We start from the raw sequence: 23,717 nt of genomic DNA on the forward strand, positions 1-23,717 counted from the left end.
GATTGTCTGACTAGCTCAGCAGATTTCAATCTACAATATCACTCAAATATCTCTACTCTATATCAATAAACCGTTAGAATAACGGTTTATTGAAAGTTAAATTTACTCGATGAGCCAGGCCTGCATGTCATTCGAATCATTAAAACTAAAACCTGAACTAGTTTCTGCATTAACTGACTTGGGGTATAAACATCCAACGCCAATTCAAACTCAGGTCATTCCTGCGGTATTAAGTGGTAAGGATGTTATTGGTTTAGCACAAACAGGAACCGGTAAAACAGCTGCTTTTGTGTTGCCTATCGTGCAATCTTTAAGTCTGTTAAATCGCCCTTCAGCTAATTCGAGCTATTGTCTTATTTTGGTTCCTACGCGAGAACTGGCGATTCAGGTATGGGAAAATATTAAATCATACAGTGTTAATGTTAATTTAATCGCTGAGTGCGTCTATGGCGGTGTTAAAATTAATCCCCAAATGAAACGGTTACGCAGTGGATGTGATTTTATCGTTGCAACTCCCGGGCGTTTGTTAGATTTGTTGGATAGAAATGCCATTCGATTTGATGAACTCAAATATCTGGTTTTTGATGAAGCGGATCGAATGCTGGACTTAGGATTTTCGCAGGAAATCGACAATGTCTTGAAATGTGTACCAAGAAAGCGACAGACATTATTATTTTCTGCAACTTTTCCGAACTCCGTTAAAAAATTGTCTGAGCATTTAACTCAGAAGCCGTTGATAGTTCAAGTTAACCCAGAAAATAAAACCGCTCGAACGGTAAAGCAATGGATTCATCCCGTTGATAAAAAGCGGAAAACGGAATTATTACATTACTTAATTATCGAAAACAGATGGGATAAGACCTTAGTTTTTGTTAAAACAAAAAAGGGCGCCAATCAATTAGCGTATGATCTAAAAAAATCAGGAATCGCCAGTAATGCCATCCATGGCGATAAAAGTCAAAACGAACGTACTAAAGCTTTGGCTCAGTTTAAAAATAATGAATTGCAAGTATTGGTAGCAACTGACGTCGCTGCCCGCGGTTTAGATATCGAACAATTACCTCAAGTCGTCAACTACGACTTACCTAAGGTCGCCGAAGATTATGTTCATCGCATCGGTAGAACAGGTCGAGCTGGTCAAACAGGACAAGCCATTTCATTAGTGAGTGCGGATGAAGTCGAGCTGTTAGGAAAAATAGAAACTTTGACACAACAGTTATTAAAACGTTTTGAAATAGTGGGCTTTGAGCCGGCTCATAACCTTCCTAAGACCACGCTCAAGCCAATAAAAAAGAAAAAACCTCACAAAAAGAAGTTGGCTAAAGCTCAGGCAAAACAGAATGTATCGCAAAAACCTGTAGTCAGTAACACCGGTCGTTCCAAACCCAGATTATCGACGGATAAAAGAAAAAAGAAGTCAAAGCGATAAAGTTTTAAATGCTTCATGTAAATAAAAGCTTAATCCACCGTTGAGGTTTATATCGTTATTACTTAAACTGAAGTAATAAACCTAAAATAATACGATTTATAATGAAATTTAAAACTGGATTTTTGATTCTTTCTTTTGGAATTGGGCTTGGCATTCTTGTTGATCGCTGGATCGGGTTAGACACTGATGAAGCAATTACATCGACAGTCAAAGTTCAATCTGATTATCTGCCTCAGCAGAAACAAAAAAAACATGACAATTATGATAATGAAGCGTTAATACTTGAGAGTTATGAAACGCCAGAGGAATCCCAGTTAGTCGACACGGGTACTCGTTGTGTTAATGATAGTGAGCTCCCTTCAGTTATATCAAGGCTATTAAATATCCGCTCAATACTGCCCAAAGATTTAAGGGTTATGAAGCTTTGGTTAGATTTTGAAGAGTTTTCTTTATTTATTTCTAACTTAGAGCTTAGTGATTATCAACAACACGCATTATTGGCAAAAGCGAATAGTTATTATTTTGAAGATTTCGTATTAGCGTTAGAAGAGCTCTACATTGCAAAACGATACATTAACAACGAATCCGAAGGTAAAGTCGTCAATGGGCAAATTCAACAGCTTACGGATCACATTATCAATCGATATTTCAGTGAAGATTCACTGGTTGAGCAAAAAGAGTTTGTCGATGCGATGTATTTTTTACTTGAGAAAAATCCAGGAGACATTCATGTTAATGGTGCATTGATTCGTCATCACTTAATGATGAAAGATTTTGACATTGTTGAATCATTCATCGATACAATTCCTGAGAGTGAGAGCAATAGTACATTGATTGATAGTTACCGTGCTCGTTTGTCGAGTACCCGACTTGCTTCTTCGGGTGAAAAAGAAAAAGGTATACCTCTGATTAAGGTCGATAATAAATATGCCGTAAATGTTAATTTTAGTGATGATGCTGAATTTTTAATGATACTCGATAGGGAATCCTCAAATACCATTATACCTGGGCGTTTTCGATATTTTTTAAACAGAGCGTCTCCTGAATTTTATGATATGCGACTTTATGCAACTAGAGAAGTGGAAGAAGGACGCCTTCGATTTAATATTTATCGTACAGACTTCTTAAAGCTTGGGAAGTTTCTTTATAACAATCCCATTATATTGTCTGATGAGCATATGTTTAGAAGGCAAAAATACGGTGTTCTTGGTAAGGATGTATTATCGGCGTTTGACTATAAAATCGATACCAGCAAAGGGCGTTTGTATCTAAGCTATTGAATATAATAAATATTATCAGACCTGTCATTTAATCTTCATGCGCTTAGCCTATCTTTATAGGTAAATGGCCTGATTTAGTTAAAGTATTCATCCGAAATAAAGCAGGGTTAGTTATACAGCGACTTCATGAGTTATAAGAGCTTATCTACGGATTAATTCAGTTGAAAGATGAAGATCCTTAGAAAGTCCGAGATTATGGTCTTAATGGATAAATTGATGCTAAATCAGTGATTTGACACGATATTCTGGTTAAACTAATCTTTTATAACACGTGTCACTGATGATGATTCACATGAAATTAGAACCATTGTCATCAAGCAGCATACCTAAATTAAGCAATGGGATTGTTATTCAACCACATTCAAGTTTTCTTTTAACTAGTTGGTGCATCGTGCGTGAAATTGAAAATTAAAGCGATCAATAATGAATCCTGAGCTATCAAATAATTCTTCGCAATATTGGTTAACTGTGAGTCAGTTTTTATTACGTCATTTTGTTGGCGTTTTATTGTGTTGTGGTATGAACGGTACTTTTGCCATTGAAGAAGCGACTCTCTTTTTACAGCAGAGTAGTCATGAAGATATTAGCGCCGAAGAGCGTACATTATTACTGAATAAAGCCTACCAAGTTTCATTAAACAATGATGACTTTTCGTCCATGGGAAACGCTCTTTATGAATTGTGCTCTCATTACCTAGAGTTGGGTAATGAGAATAAATACAAAGAATATATCGACTTGTATCAAGAATACTTAACGCAACGCAATGATGAGGTCACGTCAACTTTCTTATCTTTATTGAAAATAGAAAAGTCAGTTCGTGAAGCTGATTTTAAAGAGGCTGTTCAGTTGGGTGAAGATATTATTGAGCAATTGAATCCGAATGGTTTATCGCGTAAGTCCCGATTGCTTGATGGTGTTTATTTAGTAACGCTTGAGGATCTCGCTGGCTTAAGCAATTATTTAGGGATTGCTCATTTTTCATTAGGAGATTATGAGAAGGCTCATAATTATTTCTCTAGTTCCTTAAAGTACAGTACAGAATTAAACGATAAAAACGAAGTCGCTTCTTTATTAGGAAATCTCTCTGCTGTTAGTTGGTCACAAAATGATTTTCAAAAAGCGCTTGAATATACTGAGAGTGCGATAGATATTCTGAAGGAATCTGGGAACGAGCAAACATTGTTTCGTAATATTCTAAATAAGGGCGTATACCTTGTTGAATTGAAAGAGTTTGAGCGCGCTAAAGTTATTTTAGAAGATTTGATTCAACTCCCAGAGGTGGATCAATATCTTGACCTAAAGGTTAGCGCCATTCTAACTTTGGTATCTTCTCTGGTTTCTGAAAATCAGTATGCTGAGGCGGAAAAGTATTTAGAAGAAGCGAAAGTAATTGCCGGAGATTTGCAAGACGAAGTGATGTTACACGACGTCAATCAGCAAATGGCAGAGTTGAATTTGGCGACGGGAAAGTATACTCGAGCTTTGATTTTACTGAAAGAAAACCTGAAGTATTTCGAGAGTAAAGGTTTAAAGCGTGATCTTGCAGAAACGTATCGGTTACTTAGTCTCGTTTACAAAGACATGGGCACCTATCAAGATGCTTTGGAAATGCTCGACTCCTACTATGGACTCATGTTGGAATTACAAAATGAATCACGCCAGAAGACCATTGCTGAATTTCAAGAGGCTTTCGAAGCTCGCCAGAGAGAGGCTGAAATAAGAGAACTAAAAAGTAAAAATGCACTCAACGAATTGAAAGTAAAAGCCAGGAATAATTTAGTTATAGCCGTGAGTGCTGTCGGTATATTGTTTTTTATCATGGTTTTTGGCCAGTTAAGAAACAAACAAAAATTGGCCGATCAATTTGAAACGATGAGTCTGACGGATCCATTGACGAAAATTGGTAACCGCCGTTATTTCAAAGGTAATATTGAACGAGAACTCGCTTACACACAGCGTCAGGTGGGTGGTGAAGGAGAAAATAGTATTGGAATTTATATTTTAGATATCGATCACTTTAAGGAGTTGAATGACAAATATGGTCATGATGTTGGTGACGCCGTTTTGGTTGATTTTGCGTCGCGACTTAAGTCAACTTTAAGAGAGTCAGACTTGCTGGCTCGCTGGGGCGGTGAGGAATTTGTGGTTGCTGCAAGAGTCAAATACCCAGACGATACTTGCACTGTGGCAAAGCGAATTCTCGAAGCTATCAATAGTAAACCATTTGATGCTCCAGGATGCGATGCATTAGAAATTACCTGTTCTATAGGAGGAACTGAATATCCTTTTCTTAGAGGGCCTGATATTGAGCCAGAGTGGGAAGTTTTAATCAAGTTGGCCGACCAAGCCTTGTATAACGCGAAAGAAAACGGTCGGAATCAGTGGAATATTATTCGAAATGCCGAGTTTGAAAATGTAGAAGATATAGAGAAAAACATCGATGATTTACTCACTTCCAAAAATACCAATACTAAAGTTCAATTGATTTCTTCGAATGATTAATCAGGCAGAGCTTTTTTCTTCTGTCTCATCGAGACATTTAAGGTAGTACATCAACTTTATTAGGCCAACGAATATTTCAATCTTTTGTTATAAATTTTACCGGTACAGTATCTGTTAACCAAACACCATTTTCTGAACAATAAAACTTAAACCCTTGGTTGTGCATCTCACGAGCTTTGATGGATAAAATCACAGGTTTACCATAGCGCTGACCTACTGAATTTGCGGTTTCTATGTCTGTTGATAGATGAACATGATGTCGACTTTTCGGTTTTAATCCTTCAATGAATATACTTTCCAGAAACCTGGAAGCGGTACCGTGATACAAAAGTTCTGGTGGAGTCTGCTCTGTCAATTCTAAATCGACTTTGATTGAGTGCCCTTGATTAGCACGAATGAGGAGACCATCGTCAGAAATAATAAATCTCTTTTTATCATTGGTTTTTACGATTTCCACAATGAGTTCATGAGTAATAGCAAGCGATTCATCCGACTGGTTGGCCAGTTTAATTAACTGCTCTATATTTGCCCAGCCATTGTTATCTAAAGCCAGGCCAATGGCGTCGGGTTTATGCCTTAACACAAAACTTAAAAACTTACTGATTGTTTTGAGTGGTTTAGCAGTGTTTAATTCAGTCATCGTCTTAATTGCATTTAATGGAAATCAAATTTTTTAATAAAGTTCTAATCGAAACGCTTTAATGTCGACTCGACTATCGGAACCGGAAAAATCCGATAATGCATCAGCAACATAACTAACATTTTGAACTTGGGTAAAAGTTCTTGAGTCTGGAATATAGTCAAAGCTATGTCGGTCAAACTCTAAATTGCTAATGGTATAGGTTACATTAATGGGTGTCATTGTGCCGATGCCATTGAGTTCTTCTGCATCAGTTTTGTTAACGATAAAGGTCAGATCATTGCCAATGATTTCGTACTCGATATTGGCTAGCCTAGCAACGCCAGAATAAGGATTATCGGTAAGTTCTTTGTAAAGACTGGCAGTGAGTGACTCTACTCGAGTTTCTGCGTCGACTGTAATACTTAGTGCCAAACTCAAGTCATCTTTTGAAATTACGCCATCTTCATTGATATCAAAGTAGACTCTTATGGAAGCACGCTCTTCTTCATTCGGTTCTCCGGTTGTGAACAGCTCTGGAAAACCATTGGTGGAAATGGTGGCTCTTAGTGATTCAAAGTCGCCGCGATTGACCACGGGATAAGCGTCTTCTTGAGTAGGTTCGTTATCATTACTTCCGCCACTGCAACTGGCTAAAAAAGTAAAACATGGTAATAACAAGCAGGATTTTAGTGCAAAGCTTTTAAGGTTCATTGAAATTCCATATCTCAAAAATAAAAAACCATTGGATTCTAGTGTATTTAGTTTTGTGGCTCAAGCCGTGTTTTGATGGTGTATATAATTAGTTGATATTGATAACGAAAGTAAGTCTTGCAAGCGTATAAGAGTCTTATAAAGATTTAATGCATAGAAAAAGGACATCATTTGATGTCCTTTTGATAGTTTCGATTTAAATGGAGTTATGATTTTCGCTTATGGGCGAGCACAGCTAGCAAAAAGAGTGTGAAAAATAACGTTCCACCGCTAGAATCATCGCCATCGCCATCGCCATCGCCATCGCCATCGCCATCGCCATCGCCATCGCCATCGCCATCGCCATCGCCATCGCCATCGCCATCATTTGCAATAACATTGACCGTACGATTAACCGGAGTTGCTTCATTTCCCGATGAATCAATCACCGTATAAGTAAGAATGTATTCGCCAACAACATTGGTATTAACGCTGCCTGAAACCTGAATGTTGTTAGTGATATCACCATCTTCGTTATCCTCAGCGGTAGCGCCAGGATCGGTAAAAGAGTCTCCTTGCGTAATAGTAATGTTCATCGCGCCATTGAGCGTGATAACGGGCGGAGTCGTGTCTACTTCTTCATCCCTTTCTTCAAATTCGATACGAAGTAGGGCAGCATTACCATTAGAGCCTTCAAAGGCTTCTGCCGTGCGTTTTCCTTCGCCTGTAATTATAAACGTTAAGTTATTTCCAGCTTGCCAACCAGACCGATTAACAATTTCTTGAACAACCGAGGTTAACGCTGGCGTGCGTTGACGACTTCCAGCTTCGCTTTCATTAGACCAAGAATCGGGCTGCCAGCTAACGTTAGCTGATGTGGTTGAACGGTTAGAAACATTTTGTGCGTTATCGCTAAACTCCGAAGACGAATCAACATTTTCGCCGCGAATAACCAACGATGCTGAATCAGTTGAAGTTTCATCCGTTGTAAACTGGATGTAGGCTGAGAGAATTTCTGCATTGTTTGGAATGTCGAGGTTGGTGAAACGTAATCCGACGGTTTGATTGCCATTATCATTAACGAGTTCGATATCGGAACTGTCAAGGTACATGGTTCCATCGGTTCGTTCTTCAACATCATCGAGACCATTTGCGATACGTTTGACAATGACTCCATCTTCTTGAGGTATGTCATTGTCATTTGCTGCGTTAACAATTAAAGAGATTAACGCATCTTTAGCATTCGGTCCGCCTGGACCACCGGTCGTTTTTGTTCCAGTAGCGCCACTTTCTGTTAGCACTTCGCCATAGACATATCCCGCTTCGTCTGATCCGGCAATCCATTGAAAGGTTTCCATTCCGTTGGGGGCTAGAAAATCGCTTTCATCAGTTGTGTCGTCGAATGCCATTGATAACAGTAACATGTCTCCTGACATACCGTTTACTGAAGGGAACTTGCTATCGGGAGAACCATCATTCGATTCAGTGGCAACATCACCAATAGGATCGTTGTTATCCGCGCCTCGTATGGCAGATAAGATCGCCCAGCTAGGTTTACTTCCTCTTAAATTGAAGTTGAAGCTTCCACCGTCATTCGCGTGAAGGGTTTTATAAAAAACAACGGTTGCAAGATCTCTTCCTCGACCACCTTCAAAACGTAAACAGTAATCGCCATCTTGCTCGATACAGTCTGGAATTTCATGACATTCTGATTGACCATTATCTGTTTTAAAGCACGAAGCGCCAGCGGTCCATCCATTAAGTTGTATGGGGAGTAAATCGTCCGTTCGGCTTAAAAATAGTAGGAGAAGATCATCGGCATTAGCATTTGCTGGCACATCAATTGAAATGTTATCCGCAGCATCATAATCGGAAGTTGAACCGATATGTTGAATGTTAGTTGCTGACGTATTGGCTTGTTTTAAGATAGTAAAGTCATCTCGAACTTGACCTTCATCATTGAGGTATTTCATGTCGAGTCGATTACCTTCAACATCTAATACAATCGAACCTAACTCGTTAAGGGCCATGTACATCGCTGGATGATTACCTACGCCAGAGCGTTTTCCAGAGGCGCCGGCAACACTATAAACCGTGCCGCTATTCGATGAGTTTAAAACTTTTTCATAGGCTCCATCACCGTTGATATTTCCACTGCCGCTATCGATCTGATGTTGAGAACCAAAGGTATTAGACACACCATAATGGCCATCAATGAGATAAGAGCGTTCATACGAATGACTGTGTCCCGAAAGCACGAGGTCGACTCCATACTGTTCGAGAATCGGGAGGATTTCTTCACGCATTTCGAATGAGCGGTACTCATCGGTATCATCGGTATCGTGAGAACCTTTTGAGTAAGGAGGATGATGGAAAAATACGATGATCCAGGGTTGGGTTGTTGTCGCTAAATCATTTCTTAGCCAGTTGGCCATTGTTCCATTACTTGAGCGATTGGTATCGTAAGAATCAAGACTTACAAAATGAATATTCGCGTAATCGAATGAGTAATAGGCTTCGGTACCGGAAGCGAGTCCACCGGCTTCACCATTTCGTGGAAAGCTAAAAATACTGTAGTAGGGACCGGATAAATTACCTGAATCAGCGGAATGTCCATCGTGATTACCTAACGTTGACCAGAGCGTGCTACGACGCAGCAGATCTGGATACATATCGAAAACAGCATCTTGATATTCTGCATCGGTACCATCGTTGTAGGCATTGTCACCTAACATCAACCAGAGGTCGGTATTTTCCTGCCCAGGGTAATCCAAATACGCATTGTATACCGCGCGTTGATTATCATTGGCAGTACCCGCATCACCAATGACCCAGATACGAGTCGATTTTTCAGTTCCTGGTTCTGGTGATGTTTGAAAGCGATATCCACTGTTACCACCGGCGATTGGGCCAGTAGTTTGTCCGACGGAATAGTAATAGGTCGTATTAGGCTCTAAGCCTTGAATTACGACTCGATGATTGCGAGTAGAGGTATCTACAGTCGCTAGCTGGTTTAAGTTGTCGGGCGATATACCGTAGCGAACGACAGAATCACTGGATTCATCGGTACGCCATTTAACGGTTATTTCACTGGTCGTTGCCCGTTGAAGATAGGGCCCTCGAGTGATATCGATGGCATACGATGTAACGGAGCATAAAATGCTTGCTGCTATACCAACGAATCCCATTATTTGTCGTTGAGGCCTTCTAATTCCTGCACTCGCCATAAGTTCCTCTCTATCAATATCCTGATTTTTAGTTATGTATGGCAGGATATCGATAAATGGAATGTCCATACTGCGACATAGGTTTTAAAATGGTTATCCTGATTAGGAAGATTAACTATTGAATTGCAAAACTTGTAGGTAGATCACATTTCCCTTTATCAAACAAATAAGAGACGGCGTTGCTAAATGCCAACGCTCGAGAAGAAACAATAGTCTTGTCAACTTTGTAAAGAGGCATTAGAAAATGCTTTAAAATATAATGCCTGTATCACACTAGCTGGCGATAAAATTATTGCTTATGCCCAGCAATAATATTTTTTCTTGTCGACATTATTATTCGAAGAAACAAAAATAAGATGTCTAATTTCCAATTGAATTAAACATCTCACTTAAAGAGTAAATCTCGATTTTGTTTTTAATTAATTTAAATGAACGATGGTGACTCAAAGAGTTAATATCGACTTGCTATCTTCTCCAATCGAAAATCTCTATTCATTATTAAGTAAAAAATATTCTATTTTAATATCCTAATTTGCTCGACAAGGTTCGGTTTGTTATCTATTCCATAATAAGTTCATTGATACGAAATGTTACTGCCATTTATTGGTAACAATTGCGTACTAATCTGTGTCGCTTCGACATCATAATGAAAGGTTCTATCTATGAATAAACTGATTTCATTTTTTATTTTAATTCTGTTCTTATTTTCAATAAGTAACCATTTGTTGGCAACTGATCAAGCTGCATCAGAAAAGGTTTCATTTAGTTCGTTACAAACACAAGTGTTAGAGCGGCGAATTTCAACGGGTGCCGATGATGTAGAAGAACGTTCGAATGGTTCCATATATATGGACAGTTCTGATATTGAATTAGTGAATGATGGAAACAACCAGACGATAGGACTTCGTTTTAGAAGTATTAGTATACCGAAAGGCGCAACAATAACTCGGGCGTATATTCAATTTACGACGGATGAGCAATCACTAGGGAGCACCTACTTAAACATATATGGAGAAAGAACGGGTAATGCCGATCCTTTTAGTTCTTCATGGCAAAATGTATCAAGCCGACCAAAGACGACTGCATTAGTGTCGTGGCAACCTGGAGCATGGAGAAATATCGGTGAATCAGGTAGTGCACAAAGAACGCCAGACTTGTCATCTATTATTCAAGAGATAATCAGTCGCAATAGTTGGCAGTCAGGAAATAACATTGTGATTATTGTTACGGGTAGTGGGCGGCGAACGGCAGAATCAAACAATGGTTCGAGTTCACGAGCTCCGTTACTACGTGTGGAATACAGCTTTAATGATGATGACGGTGACGATGGCGACGACGGAGGTGATGACGGTAATAATAATGCTACGCAAGTTGAACTTCGTCGTGTATCAAGTGGTAATGATGATGTAGAGGAACGTTCGGATGGTTCCATGTATATGGACAGTTCTGATTTAGAACTCGTTAATGATGGCAACGATCAAACCATTGGCCTTCGTTTTACTAATGTTAATGTTCCCAAGAATGCGACGGTAAAGCGTGCCTATCTTCAATTTACTGTCGACGAGCGTTCTTCAGGATATTCCAACCTCACTATTTATGGCGAACGAACCAGCAACGCAAGTTCATTTCAAACCAGTTGGCGAAATGTTTCAAGTAGGAACAGAACCAGCGCCTCTGTTCGGTGGCAACCCAGAGATTGGAATACGGTTGGTGAAGCAGGAAGCGACCAGCGAACGCCTGATCTTAAATCGATCGTTCAGGAAATTATAAACCGTGATGGTTGGCGTCAAGGAAATAATATGGTTTTGATGATTACTGGAAGCGGTCGACGTACTGCCGAATCCAATAACGGATCCAGTTCGCGGGCACCGTTATTGAGAATAGAGTATCAGGGTGGAGATGACGATGGCGACGACGGCGATGATGGTGATGACGGAAATAATGGAGACGGCGTTAAAATTGCGTTTATCGGTGATACTGGCACGGGGAGTAATTTCCAACAAGTATTGAATTTAATTAAACGAGAAGGAGCTGAGCTTACTGTTGTAGCCGGTGATACTTCTTACGATGATCGAAGAGACGATAACTGGGATTCTATGGTGAGAAGCACGTTAGGATCATCGGATCCTGCATTAATTGCCGCCGGTAATCACGATTACGACGACAGCAACTTTTGGAATGTGCGCTCATTTGGTCAATCAAGATTAAATCGAGCCAACCGAGTATCGTGTAGTGGATCTTATGCAGAACGGATGACGTGCCGAATTGGAAATGTTTATATCGTTTTATCTGCTATTGGTTCAAGTGGTAGTCGTTCCAGTCATGAGGATTATATTCGTAACAGTTTGCAAAATGCGCCGAATAATGCATGGAGAATTTGTGCTTGGCATAAAAATCAACGCGACATGCAAGTTGGCGGAAAAGGCAATGAGGTTGGCTGGACCGCTTATGAGACCTGTCGTCAAAACGGAGCCATTGTTGCCACTGGACACGAACACTCTTATTCTCGCACTCATTTGCTGAGCGACATGAGTTCGCAAAGTGTCGCTAGTCGTTCATCAACGATGACAATAACCGAAGGCCGAACAATTGCTTTTGTTTCAGGCTTGGGCGGAATTGGAATTCGCGATCAAGAGCGTGGCGGAAACTGGTGGGCGAGTATATATACTTCAACACAAGGTGCAAGATATGGCGCTCTTTTTGGCACTTTTTATAACGATAGGGCTGAGTTCTATTTTAAAAATATAAACGGGAATGTTATCGACCGTTTCACTTTGAGAAAGGGGTACTAATATGAAGCTCATTTCCATCATAAGTTTATTATTCGCGTTAGTTTATAGCGATGCATTTGCAAGTTGTGAAGCAACAATTATTGAAGGAAAGCACACTGCCTCATCAAAAGATGAAGCAGTTGCTGCAGCATGGGAAGACGCAAAAGAACTGTGTTATCCAGGTAAGGCGATAAAAGAGACTCTTGAGTGTAAAACCGTACCTAGCAAAAATGAAGAGTCTGAAAAGTTATTTCGTTGTTCCCAAAAAATCGTCTGTAATTTATGCGGTGAAGCGTTAATGAGAAAACTCGAAGCTCAAGAGGACTCTGATGAACCTGTAAATCATTAAGCTACCGTTAGGGGAAAAAATGACTATGAATAGAAATGCACAAAACTTTATGGTTATCTGTAGTTTTACTTTGGCACTCGTTGCATGCTCTTCGGTTAGTTATGATCAGCATGACACTCTAAAAGATGATCATTTGTCAACACATGAAGCGCATAAGAAAGAAGAGCATGAATTATTAGAACATCGGTTAGAATTAAGTGCCAGTGCAGAGATTTTTTCGTGCCATCTTGAGGAATCTCTGCAGCAATGTCGAGAGTATCCAATTCCAAAGGATGTTCAATTTAAAACAAAAGACCTTGCAAAAGGTTGCGAGTCGATGCCTAAAGGAAAATTTCAAAAAGGAGAGTGCCCAAAATTCGATGTGATTGCTAAGTGCGAAAGTATTATGAGAAATAATCATGATGCTCAGTCGTTAGTTTATAGGAACCTTTATTACAAATCTGAAAGCGGCATGTGGAATGAGAAAGAGGTTAGTCGGGTTTGCCAAGATCTTGAAGGGAAGCTCGTTTTGAAGTCAGATCCCAAATGATAATAAGACTGTCTGTTAATTTCGTACAAAGGCAATATCTATTGATGTCAGTCTATGCGAAGTTAACAGAACGGTCATATTAATCGATATTTAAGCTGTCAAGTTTTTCGATTAACCTTCGAAATGTCAGGTTGTTATCATTAATCATTTCATGAGGATAAGTGAATAGTGGATTAATTTGCGGGATCGCTCGCTTCAACTGAAAGTAATAGTCAACGACTGCCTGCCCTGAGTCAGGATCGATGCCAAAGGCCGATAAATCAATAATGCCAACTACTTCATTCGGTTTCCCTTGTGGGAAAACGATTAGATCGACTTGATATCGAGCATCACCGACAATGATATCTTTACGAAAATCGAGCTTTTGTTGAATTAAGTTTTGTTGTATTTGTGTTAATCCGCGTTGCTTCGAGTTATTCACCGAAAAAGTTAACAGTTGTTGATATAAAGATGCCGACTCATCAGAAGTAAGAGAGGTGTTTTTGCTCTGATTATTTTGACGAAGTAGTGTTCGCCATAGATAGCGCGTGATTTGAGTTCGACTATGATCAAGGCTTTCAAAACCATGATGTAAGTAGTGGAATGCCTTTTTTTTCGGTCGACTCATTAAAACATTTAGCTCTCCTTTACGTTTATCGGCATCATCTCCCTGTTTAAAAGCACCCATATTGTAACGAGTGACATCCCAAAGATAGAAGATATAGTCACGTTCTTTGCCCTGTAATGCAGCTCCGGCGCCATCGAGAACATCATCACCTTTTCTAATTTGGCTCAAAAATTTATCTTTCACCGATTTTACATATGGTTCGTTTTTCATTAAGAAGTAGCACAGTGCAACATCGGTTTCTACATTAATGGTTTTTCCCGTTTCCCGTTCCAGCTTTTTAACGGTCTTTGCTACATAATCCATAAACCGATCAATCATCGCTGTTTCGATGCCTTTAAACTTTCCACTACTGGGCTTTTTCTTTTGCTCCGCTTTCTTTTCATCATCGTTTATTATGACCGATGGTGGTGTTTCTGGCAGTCGCCACTGCATTATTTTTAATTCGTTTCCATAAACATTTTGATTAGAAAACTCAATAATATCAGCAGGGCAGCGATAGTGCTCATCTAACATGACAGAGCCTTGTTTTATTGATTTAACCAATCCAAAAATATGCGAACCGCCGCCCTTAAATCCTCTCGCCTGAGTAGAACGTAGGTGTTCTCCGAGCTCATGATCTTTGAACAGGTAATCATCAACTATCGAATCTTTTTGTAACACGGTCTGTTTATCATCGCCAACAACCAGCATCTTTTTTGCTCTAAACATCAATGAAAGGGCATCATCCACTCGGCATTGAGTGGCCTCATCAACGATCACCAGGTCAAAACTTTGTTCGATACACGGCAACAAAAAGGGAACGGCCTGTTTTCTGACTAACCAAACTGGGAAAGATTTAGAGAGTGTCTGTTTTAGTTCTTCGTGAACACTGCCACTTTCAGCAATAGAATTAAATTCTTTCAGATGATCGACCTGAGCCATAATGCTAGTGATGCTGTTCGTTCCAGAGGAACTTTTATTCTCTGTTGCAGCTCGAATAATGTCTCGTAGTTGGCATATGAAATTATCTTTAACAATGGTATCTTGTTGTCGATAAAGATCATCAATATCCTCTAACAAATTATGGATTGAAATTGACGCAGTCGTTTTCCGAGATTTTTTGGTCTTATTGTTGCCCCGGTTTTTTAGATAAAGACTTAACTCTAAAGTAGGAACGTCATTGATTCGAATAGACTCGTGAATATCTCTTAGTACTGACCATAAATCATCGGTCCACTCTTTACCTGTATCTAAAAGTTCGATTTGGCTTTTCACTGCTTGGTGTATGTGTTTTACTTCATTCGTAAATGGCGAGCGAAAGCGAGCTCGAATACTGTGAATAACTTTTTTAAAGCCATCTGTTGTCTCTACAGTAAATTGCTCTAATTGCGACTCGAGTCGACGAAAGAGCTCATTATGAGGGTGGTCTTTGGTAATTTCATTAAATGATTCTAGCGATTCGACTTTCGCTTCGATAATTTTCGAAAGTAGTCTTTCATCATCTTGTAACGCTTTAATATCAGATGCAAGGTTTTCAGAATTCACTTTGAAGTAAGAGTAACATTCGTCTAATCCCTGTTGTTTAAGTTTTAAGCGTTGATCAATAAAGCTCTCTAATGCTAAATGTTCTTTGGCACTCGTACTGAAAATTAGCTTCAAAAATTGTGTTAATCCGTTTTCATTGTACATTCTTTGACGTTTTTGCGGGAAACGTTCTGAAAATATTTTGTCGCTACCTAAATCATACTCAAGCTGATTTTGAATCTTTTGGGTTAAATGACTTATTTCATTTTGTATAACTTTAAGTTTTCTGGTTAGTGTTTTTGCATCAATTCCAGCTCCAATGCCTGGATCATTCACAGAAAAGTTTTCCGTTAACTGAGTAATAAGATCTGGTAAAGACTGTTCTCCTGTTTCTATTTGATCAACAACTTTTATAGCGCTAAATAATAAATCTTTCCATTGACGCTCAGCAGCGGTGTCTTTATCGTCACCAATTAGATATTCCAGTAACTTTTCGGTAAGCGCTTCTATGGCGGCTTGTTGATCGCTCACGATAAGAACTCTTTGTTTGCTAGAAATTGCATGAATGAGGAGATTCATTATCGTATGGGTTTTACCCGTACCTGGAGGGCCTTCCAGGAGTAGTAAGTTGTGTCGGTTGAGTTGATTAATCAAACTTCGCGTGCTTTTTGGGGGGCGGCCGGGAATCCAGGTAAGTTCTTTGGATGAATCATTATTAGTTTCATGGGAAGCCATTTCAGGCGTTAAAAACTGACCTAGCAAAGATTGATAGAATCGCCGACACGATTGATGAGCGATTGCTTGTATCTCTTCGAGATCTTTTTCAAGGGCCTGTTCCATTGGGTTAAGCTGCTTGGTGGCTCGGTAAAGATAAACCGTTTGTAAATCACACTCAATACCATTGACACTTAACTCATTTAGTATTCCTCCTTTTCCATTTTCGTCTTGGTAACCGAACAGTATTTCTCTGGAACGGTCGAATATCAGTTCTTTTACCGGTAGATAGCGACTTAAATGAATACGGTCATTTAGACGATCAATACTGATATCTTGAGCAAGCAGAGTATTAAAGAATTTATCAATTGGGTCTGTTCCAGCATTCGTTGGCGAGAACTTTTCTACTAGATGGGCCAGGGCTAAGTGATTTAAGAATATTTTACCGTCATTTTTTGCGGTCACGTGTATTTCTCGACCTGATTCGCGAATGGATACGGCCATATAGTAGAGAGGGAACCGAAAAGTTTTGACAGCTTTGTTGTATGTAAATAAAGCATCCACAATTTCAAACCCTAAGTAGAAATCACAGGATCGGTCACCAATAAACCGATCTCTAAATTCGGTTGACTCTGTAGAACTCAATTCAAATGAAAATTTTTGAACTTCGAAGGCTTTGATATTGGATGCTGACAATGGCGTTATAAACTGTGAAAGCGATGACTTTGATTTTCTACCACCCGAGTCATTATTATCTTCGCTTTCCTTTTTAGGTAGTAGTGAGATATTACTGTCGCCAAATATCTCATCGTAATCAACTTCAATGTTTTTCTCGTGAAAGCGTTCACCAAGTTTAGGTTGGTAGGTATTAGAATCCGTTTTCTTTTTCTTCTTACCAATGCCAGGCTGTATCTTCTTCTTTGAACTCCCTGACTCTAAAGCTTGATTGTTAGCTTGAACTCTCTCTGCAAGACGTGGTGAATATTTTTCAATACTTTGGAGTACATCTTTTCTTAACGTTAGGTCACTAGTAATACTTTTACTTCCTTTGACAAAACTAAACTGAAAAAGCTTATGATAAGAAATTATCTCATCTAATACATCATTGGGATGTTGTAATTTTTCGCTATATAGAAGCGCTTCAAGTGCTGGTAAGCTACGACGGCTGACAGTTAAATATCCGGATGAACCTTCGCGTTCTTCGATATCTTGAATTATCAAGTTCTCTATATCAACTTTAGTGGACTTAAAATAGAAGTAATCACGGTTTAAAAAGTTCGTTGCATATTCAAAAGGCTCAGATGTATTTGCATTGACTTCCGTATTAACAATATTTCTTATTTGCGCACGAAAGCGACCAAAAATAAAGCGAGGAATAAAAATTCTACGGCCTTCGGCTGTATTTTCTAGTTCGTAGACTTGAAATCCATGATCATTTTTAAAACGCCGAATGGAGAATTGATTTCGTCGATCACCTTTTTTTGTTAGTTTGATATCGGTTGTTTTTTTGTGTGTCATAAAAATGTATCGTTAATAATCAGCATTGTCGTTAGTCACCTATGATACTATCGTATTAACAGGGCAACCCTTCGGTTTCTTGCTCTGGCGTTTTCAAGTTCCTCTCCGCGTTTACCCTTGGTCGTAATAACCGGTTGCGTATGAGCATAACCGACAGCTCTCAAGCGATCTGCAGAAAAACCAAGGTTTCGCAAGTGAAGTATCATGCTACTTGCTCTTTTGCCACTTAAGCTCCAGTTAGTTACTGTTTCACCATCAATGATTCGGTAGTAGGGCACATCATCGGTATGACCTTCGACATCGATCATATACTCGGTGGTTAAGATTTTCTGAAGAATAGGTTCAATTTTCTCAATTGCATCTTCTCGAATATTGGATTTTCCTTGATCAAATAAAATACTTGTATCAAGATCGACACGCACGCCATCTTTATCTATTCGAACTGAAGTTCCCGGAACGCCGGGTGTTCCTTCTATGATTTCTTGTAAAGATTCACTCAATTCAACTAACGTGTTTTGTGAACTTCCTGTTAATACGCTTTTAATTTTTTCAAAGGATCCAACTTCGATTTTACTCATCGTCAACAGCATGACTAAGAATACACATAAGATAACCATTAGATCACCAAAGCTTATGTAAAAGGCATCTAGTCCTTCTTCATCATGCTCTTCTGTTAATTGATCTAAGTTCATTGCTAATTGCCGAGTTTATTATTGACGATAACTGTATTTAAACGACGATTCTCTCTCTGCATCAAAATATTAATTCGACTCATTAGGAGCTTATGAGTCTCTAAATATAACGTGTTATGATGTTCTAAACGGCCTGCTAACGGTGTAAATATTAGCGATCCTAAAATTGAACCAAAAGCAGTTGTCATTAAAGCGAGAGACATAGCCGGACCGATATTAGCTGGGTTTTCTAAAGTACGTAATACCTCAATTAAGCCGATGACGGTACCTAATAATCCTAAAGCGGGTGCCACTTTTGAGCCTTTATTAAGCAAGGAGACAGCAACCTTTCGTATTAAAAATAGCGAAGCAACCCGGTTGGATACAAAGTCTTCAATTTCTTCATAGAAAAGTTTTTCGTTTATCATATGGACAATATCATTCAGTAATTCGCCATTGACTTCATTTCCTTCCCGAAGGTTTAGTATGCTACCGCCTTTGATAATTGTTTCATCCAGTTCTTCTATCATTGGATTTAGATGTTTTGTGGGACTACTGAAAAATGACTTGAGTACCAAAACGGTCGTATTAAATAAAGTTTGTAAATCAAATTGGAATAACAGAACACCGAATGTGCCACCGACAACAAAAAAGAATGAGCGAAAGTCACTGAACATAAAGCTGTCACTTTCTCCGGTCATATTGTCATAACCTATGGCAGTGATAAGTGCCGCAGCCAGTAATATTAGGCTTAAAGTTGCTGTTATTGGATCAAATCGCTGTTTGGATAAGTACACATATTTATGTTCTTTCATACCTTTCATTCATCAGATTCCTGTGTCTCGTCGATATCGGGATTAACCAGTTGGTTTTTACCGATTTCATAAGCAATAAATTGTTCCTGGATTCTCGATTTAAATGCTTCGGGTCGTTTAGTGTTTAACACCGCAAAACGAACAACATAGTCGTCGGCGATTGATATTAACACTTGCATTCCTCTTTTAAGCGCTCGTATGGTTTCGACTTCGCTATTATTGAGTGCTTTAATCTGAAACTCATTTCTTAATGAATCTCTTGCTTTAAACATGTCTCCCTCGACATGCAATAATTCAGCCGTTCGTTTCTCCAGATCATTGATTTCTTTAGCGTCAAAAAAAAGAATACCCATTGGTGTTTCATGATCTTCGTCGAAGGTAATTAAACAACGCGATTGAAAATCGGGTACATGATCAAGCATGTGCGTTGGAATATCGATAACTTTTCGGAAAGATTTGACTTTGATTAACCGTCGCTTAAAGTCGACGTGCTCAACGCGACAAATTCGGGTGTTTTCGGGCAGTGCTTGTTGGGAGTCTAATGCTCGTGATGCTTGATTTAGAGACTTTTTTTCTTTTAGTAATTGTTGTGAAAGGTCATTGAGCTGTTGTTGGAGTTGTTCATTCTCCTCTTTTAGCTCCTTTAATTGAGTTTTTAGTTTTTTCTTTTGTTCAACTTGTGGTTCCGGCGTCCATCCGGATTGAGTGGTATCCGAATTTTTCGCTTCATATTTTGCAATTTCGTCGTAAAAACTTTGTAGCGTTGACCCAACTTTTCCCTTTTGTGGTAACTCAAACTTTATGCATGGAATGTACTGGTTTACTTTAATCGCTGAAGCATCTTCACTATTGGATTTTGAAGGAGCTTTGGCACGGATTGAGAAAACGAAACTATCAAGGCAATAGAGTATGTTTTCCAGGTTGGGCACAAAACCGTGTGCGTCGAGGACCGATTTAATCGTTTCTACAGGATTGGAAAACAAAATTCGATCAACTGTAATGTAGAAAAACTGACCGTCGTTATCATAGTCGACATGAGATAAATCTTTAGCAATGGATGCTTTGGATAAATCAGCATCGCCAGCTTCCGAAATAATAGTGAGTTTGTCTTTATCGAATATTGCCATACTATTTCACCTGGCAGTAACCCTAAATATTCAAGGAACGATAATTTATTATGAAAAACTTGAACCCTGGTTGCATAGTTTTCATAGAAAATCTTGATGCGCGGTTACCTTCAATTCGCGTTTTCACTGGGTTGAATAAATTAAAATTCTCCGTAACTGAATCCATTATGCGCAACCTAAACCTCTTTATCGTGATTTGACCCGTTTGGTTAGTGTGATTTGCCCACAGCAAGATAACATCATCTAAATTAGACAATCGACAGGTTTCCTGAGCAAGCCATTAAACTTGGGGGATAAGTCACAGTTCTGATTAAGAATAGTCGTAAATTCATAGGTTTGCGTACTGATAATTAATCGTAGGTCAGCGATAATGGTCTGATTTTGGTGCCGATTAAAGGTTAAATGGCATTCGCCAACCTTACAATAAGCCAAGACGATGAATTGGGTCGATGAGGTTTACGATTACTTAGAAACAATCAACTCGCTATCATATTGATTTATCGATAAAAATATGACTTTTCTTTCGCATATCGAGTTTTAGTTTCGTTTAATCTTAAGCATAAAATTAAACTATAATTATTATCTCAATTAATTTGAATCGAATTGAGTTGCTTGTACTAAATTATGAGGAAATATTAACTTCATAGGAAAACAATGTGGCTGGAACTCAGTATATTCTTCCGTGTCGAATCAGTGAAGAGAAACTCGTAGAAAAGTTACATAAACGTAAAATCAATGCCGTGATCGATCGAGGAGTCTGTCAGGTTATTTCTGGGGATCAGAAGTCAAAACTGAAGCTTACTTTTTATTATGATGATGATCTAGATAGTTACTATGGGTATTCGTCCGTAAAAAGTCATGAAGAACATCGAAAAAAGCTAGGTGATGACTGTAAAACTATTATTGAAGTGACTGTCGTTGAAGGGTTAAGTGCCTCATTACTTGCACAAGACCTTAACGATGCTCTGCAAAAGGAAATGCCAAATGTGGTGATTGAGGAAGCAGAAGATCCATTTGGGTAAGTCAAATAATGTCCTTTGGTTTAAACATGGCTTGTATACATCAACTATAGATAGCCATGTAATTTATTTGACCGAATGACTCCGAACTCTATTTTCTATTTTTCGATAAATCTGGCATGCAATTCTGATTGATAAGTAGTAAATAAAGAATGTGTGAAACAAGTCACACTTTGTTGCTTTGAAATTTTAGCAAGCTCTTTCTTTAACTCTAGATTTTACCTATATTATTTTGAGATCCGAGACTTATATCCAGAATGCCTTTCTAAATCTTATTAAACTATCACTAATTTTACTTAATGGATTGATCTAAATGGCGCAGATGTTCCCTGATGTTGAAACTACTCGAGTTATTTTTGCGAGCAGTGCAGAGGAAAAATTCTACAACGAATGTCGTAAACAATTGGATGATCAATGGGTTGTGTACAGCTCATGTACGTTGTCCATGATCGAGCAAGATCGCGGGATGAAGGACAACGAAATTGATTTCGCTCTTTATCATCCCAGTTATGGAATAATTGTAATAGAAGTGAAAGGAGGGCGCTTAAAGTATGATCCCGATAAAGGAAATTTTTATTCTATCAATCGATTCGATAAGTCCTTTAAGATTAAAGATCCTTTTAAACAAGTTTTGCTTTGGAAAAGCCGGTTTTTAAGATATCTACGTCAGCAAAATGTACGGGTACCAGTATGCCACTCTGTATGCTTCCCCAATGTATTGGAGTCAGAAATCCCTGAAAATGCGGCGATTGAACCCGAGTTGATTATTGGTATATCTAAAATGGATCGGCTCGAAGAAACGCTCTCATCGTTGGCTAAACGTTCTCATGAACAACGTTTTCTAAATTTTGTGGATGTTGGAGAGCGAGTTCATTCGATACTCAGAGGATCTCACTTTTCGACTCGGCTGCATATTCGCGATTATCTTGATAACCATGAACTTCGCCTGAAAGATATCGAATCGATTTCTGAAACTTTAATAACTCCTATCGCGAGTTCTCCACGTCTCGGAATTGAAGGTGAAGCTGGAACTGGAAAAACAATGCTCGCTATTATGTTAGCAAAGTACTTCAGAGGACTTGGTAAGCGTGTCTTAATGTTGTCGAGTAACCGATTAATGAATGATTTTCTGATCCAGGAAATTGGATCTGGTGTCGACGTTAAAACTTATAGCCAGATGGCAGGTAAATTTAATGTACGTTTACATAAAGCTCCCGATGATTTTAAAGGCGCTCATGAGGAATGGATACAGTTCGGAGTGCCAGAACGTTTGACCGAAGCAATTAGTCAGTCTCAAGTACGTTATGACGTTTTGTTATGTGATGAAGCACAAGATGTGCAACCTTTTTGGTGGGAGGCAATCGAAAAATTACTGGAGGAAAAAGAGAACGCAGAAGATCCGAGTCGATTTTACATCTTTTTTGATCGTAGCCAGGGAGTTTTTGGATCAGGAGGTCGAGAGACTCATTTCGTGCCTGAAAATGTGCTACCTATTGAGCCACCTTGGTTTCCGCTAGTCCATAATTATCGAACAACTCGAGAGATCAGTCGATTCTCCAGAAGTTTTCGAACTGGAAAACAAATTCTTCAAAGTCATAGTGGCCGTTTTGGTTACAAACCGGAAATTATTGAGTATGAAGATGATGCTGATTTTAATCGTCAAATGAAAATATTATGTCGCAAACTGTTCGAAGAGGAAGGAATTCGCACGCATGAAGTCACGATATTATCGGCTCGTGCTCCTTTTGCGACGGGATCAATCCTGCAAAATGTTCAAAAATTTGGAAACTACGGATTATTCGATCTTAATAAACCTCTGCGAAAAAATAGCCGCCAAAAAAAGCAATCTTTACCAAAAGGCAAAATTGCTGTTTCAACGATTGAAAGTTTTAAAGGGATGGAAACGCCAATAGCTGTGGTAACCAATATCAGTGAACATAAGATGCCTTTAAATAATCCAATTATGATGAGCTTGTTTTATGTTGCTTGTACCCGAGCAAAGCACATGCTGTATATTGCGGTTAAAAAGAATAGTATCAAGCAAAAGGAATTAAGTACTGCGCTTGAGAAAGTTAATGAGTCCGGGCCTTTAGTACTCGAGGGCTCGGCTGCCGACTATCAATTTACTGGCAGTGTGGTTCATTATAATCCTGAGCGAGTCGGTTGGTTAAAAGTGGATGACCCTGCATTTGAGAAGTCTGGAATTATGTTTTTTCCTGCTGATTGTAATGTTGCAAATATTGAAGTTAAAGTTGGAACGAAAATTCAATTTCGACCCGCAGTCGATGGTGCGATTACATATGCTTCTAATCTGCAAGTTGTTCGCTAAATGATGGTTGGATTC

15 protein-coding genes are annotated in these 23,717 nt (G+C 38.9%); 8 read left to right on the plus strand and 7 right to left on the minus strand.

Annotation, left to right across the window (positions count from 1 at the left end; translation table 11 throughout):
* The first annotated feature begins 124 nt into the window (after positions 1-124).
* The 3 genes from FAX86_RS15810 (at position 125) to FAX86_RS15820 (ending at position 5,211) form a co-directional block, all read left to right on the plus strand.
* Positions 125-1,429: a DEAD/DEAH box helicase gene (locus FAX86_RS15810; protein WP_144394441.1), complete on the plus strand. Its 1,305-nt coding sequence runs from the start codon at positions 125-127 to the stop codon at positions 1,427-1,429.
* Positions 1,430-1,530: 101 nt separating this feature from the next.
* Positions 1,531-2,709 (plus strand): tetratricopeptide repeat protein, encoded by a 1,179-nt coding sequence (locus FAX86_RS15815; RefSeq protein WP_144394442.1) that lies wholly within the window; start codon positions 1,531-1,533, stop codon positions 2,707-2,709.
* A 423-nt stretch (positions 2,710-3,132) separates the two neighbouring features.
* Positions 3,133-5,211: a tetratricopeptide repeat-containing diguanylate cyclase gene (locus FAX86_RS15820; RefSeq protein ID WP_144394443.1), complete on the plus strand. Its 2,079-nt coding sequence runs from the start codon at positions 3,133-3,135 to the stop codon at positions 5,209-5,211.
* Positions 5,212-5,287: 76 nt separating this feature from the next.
* On the opposite strand, the gene FAX86_RS15825 is transcribed toward FAX86_RS15820, so the two are convergent.
* From FAX86_RS15825 to FAX86_RS22530, 3 genes are all read right to left on the minus strand, one after another.
* On the minus strand, positions 5,288-5,851 hold the full coding sequence (locus FAX86_RS15825) for an RNA 2'-phosphotransferase (RefSeq protein WP_144394444.1): 564 nt from the start codon (positions 5,849-5,851) through the stop codon (positions 5,288-5,290).
* 33 nt (positions 5,852-5,884) lie between these two features.
* Positions 5,885-6,544: a hypothetical protein gene (locus FAX86_RS15830; RefSeq protein WP_144394445.1), complete on the minus strand. Its 660-nt coding sequence runs from the start codon at positions 6,542-6,544 to the stop codon at positions 5,885-5,887.
* Positions 6,545-6,750: 206 nt separating this feature from the next.
* Positions 6,751-9,819: an immunoglobulin-like domain-containing protein gene (locus tag FAX86_RS22530; protein ID WP_144394446.1), complete on the minus strand. Its 3,069-nt coding sequence runs from the start codon at positions 9,817-9,819 to the stop codon at positions 6,751-6,753.
* 593 nt (positions 9,820-10,412) lie between these two features.
* Here FAX86_RS22530 and FAX86_RS15840 point away from each other — a divergent pair.
* From FAX86_RS15840 to FAX86_RS15850, 3 genes are read left to right on the plus strand one after another with little or no spacing between them, the layout of a single operon-like run.
* On the plus strand, positions 10,413-12,542 hold the full coding sequence (locus FAX86_RS15840; RefSeq protein ID WP_144394447.1) for a metallophosphoesterase: 2,130 nt from the start codon (positions 10,413-10,415) through the stop codon (positions 12,540-12,542).
* A 1-nt stretch (position 12,543) separates the two neighbouring features.
* Positions 12,544-12,870: a hypothetical protein gene (locus FAX86_RS15845; RefSeq protein ID WP_144394448.1), complete on the plus strand. Its 327-nt coding sequence runs from the start codon at positions 12,544-12,546 to the stop codon at positions 12,868-12,870.
* A gap of 25 nt (positions 12,871-12,895) precedes the next feature.
* A complete protein-coding gene (locus FAX86_RS15850; protein ID WP_144394449.1) occupies positions 12,896-13,399 on the plus strand; it encodes a hypothetical protein in 504 nt (167 codons plus the stop codon).
* A 79-nt stretch (positions 13,400-13,478) separates the two neighbouring features.
* Here FAX86_RS15850 and FAX86_RS15855 read toward each other — a convergent pair whose 3' ends face one another.
* From FAX86_RS15855 to FAX86_RS15870, 4 genes are read right to left on the minus strand one after another with little or no spacing between them, the layout of a single operon-like run.
* Positions 13,479-17,741, minus strand: coding sequence for an AAA domain-containing protein (locus FAX86_RS15855; RefSeq protein ID WP_144394450.1), 4,263 nt, complete (start codon positions 17,739-17,741; stop codon positions 13,479-13,481).
* A 47-nt stretch (positions 17,742-17,788) separates the two neighbouring features.
* Positions 17,789-18,433 (minus strand): OmpA/MotB family protein, encoded by a 645-nt coding sequence (locus FAX86_RS15860; RefSeq protein ID WP_144394451.1) that lies wholly within the window; start codon positions 18,431-18,433, stop codon positions 17,789-17,791.
* A gap of 2 nt (positions 18,434-18,435) precedes the next feature.
* Positions 18,436-19,236: a MotA/TolQ/ExbB proton channel family protein gene (locus FAX86_RS15865; protein ID WP_144394452.1), complete on the minus strand. Its 801-nt coding sequence runs from the start codon at positions 19,234-19,236 to the stop codon at positions 18,436-18,438.
* Positions 19,233-20,354, minus strand: a complete 1,122-nt coding sequence (locus FAX86_RS15870; RefSeq protein WP_144394453.1) for a hypothetical protein — start codon at positions 20,352-20,354, stop codon at positions 19,233-19,235. Before FAX86_RS15870 ends, FAX86_RS15865 begins: the two co-directional genes overlap by 4 nt.
* Positions 20,355-21,010: 656 nt before the next feature.
* On the opposite strand from FAX86_RS15870, the gene FAX86_RS15875 reads away from it, so the two are divergent.
* Both FAX86_RS15875 and FAX86_RS15880 read left to right on the plus strand, forming a co-directional pair.
* A complete protein-coding gene (locus tag FAX86_RS15875; protein WP_144394454.1) occupies positions 21,011-21,376 on the plus strand; it encodes a hypothetical protein in 366 nt (121 codons plus the stop codon).
* A 310-nt stretch (positions 21,377-21,686) separates the two neighbouring features.
* Complete coding sequence (locus FAX86_RS15880; RefSeq protein ID WP_144394455.1) at positions 21,687-23,702, plus strand: NERD domain-containing protein; 2,016 nt, start codon at positions 21,687-21,689, stop codon at positions 23,700-23,702.
* The last annotated feature ends 15 nt before the right edge of the window (positions 23,703-23,717 follow it).

Origin of the sequence: Pleionea sediminis (assembly GCF_007570825.1) — a bacterium.
In the GTDB taxonomy this organism is placed as follows: Bacteria; Pseudomonadota; Gammaproteobacteria; order Enterobacterales; family Kangiellaceae; genus Pleionea; species Pleionea sediminis.

Coding starts and splice junctions, on each gene's coding strand:
- FAX86_RS15845 (WP_144394448.1), top strand. CDS start 12,544: ATGAAGCTCATTTCCATCATAAGTTTATTATTCGCGTTAGTTTATAGC.
- FAX86_RS15830 (WP_144394445.1), bottom strand. CDS start 6,544: ATGAACCTTAAAAGCTTTGCACTAAAATCCTGCTTGTTATTACCATGT.
- FAX86_RS15810 (WP_144394441.1), top strand. CDS start 125: ATGTCATTCGAATCATTAAAACTAAAACCTGAACTAGTTTCTGCATTA.
- FAX86_RS15815 (WP_144394442.1), top strand. CDS start 1,531: ATGAAATTTAAAACTGGATTTTTGATTCTTTCTTTTGGAATTGGGCTT.
- FAX86_RS15860 (WP_144394451.1), bottom strand. CDS start 18,433: ATGAACTTAGATCAATTAACAGAAGAGCATGATGAAGAAGGACTAGAT.
- FAX86_RS15855 (WP_144394450.1), bottom strand. CDS start 17,741: ATGACACACAAAAAAACAACCGATATCAAACTAACAAAAAAAGGTGAT.
- FAX86_RS15840 (WP_144394447.1), top strand. CDS start 10,413: ATGAATAAACTGATTTCATTTTTTATTTTAATTCTGTTCTTATTTTCA.
- FAX86_RS15850 (WP_144394449.1), top strand. CDS start 12,896: ATGAATAGAAATGCACAAAACTTTATGGTTATCTGTAGTTTTACTTTG.
- FAX86_RS15880 (WP_144394455.1), top strand. CDS start 21,687: ATGGCGCAGATGTTCCCTGATGTTGAAACTACTCGAGTTATTTTTGCG.
- FAX86_RS15870 (WP_144394453.1), bottom strand. CDS start 20,354: ATGGCAATATTCGATAAAGACAAACTCACTATTATTTCGGAAGCTGGC.
- FAX86_RS15865 (WP_144394452.1), bottom strand. CDS start 19,236: ATGAAAGGTATGAAAGAACATAAATATGTGTACTTATCCAAACAGCGA.
- FAX86_RS15825 (WP_144394444.1), bottom strand. CDS start 5,851: ATGACTGAATTAAACACTGCTAAACCACTCAAAACAATCAGTAAGTTT.
- FAX86_RS15820 (WP_144394443.1), top strand. CDS start 3,133: ATGAATCCTGAGCTATCAAATAATTCTTCGCAATATTGGTTAACTGTG.
- FAX86_RS22530 (WP_144394446.1), bottom strand. CDS start 9,819: ATGGACATTCCATTTATCGATATCCTGCCATACATAACTAAAAATCAG.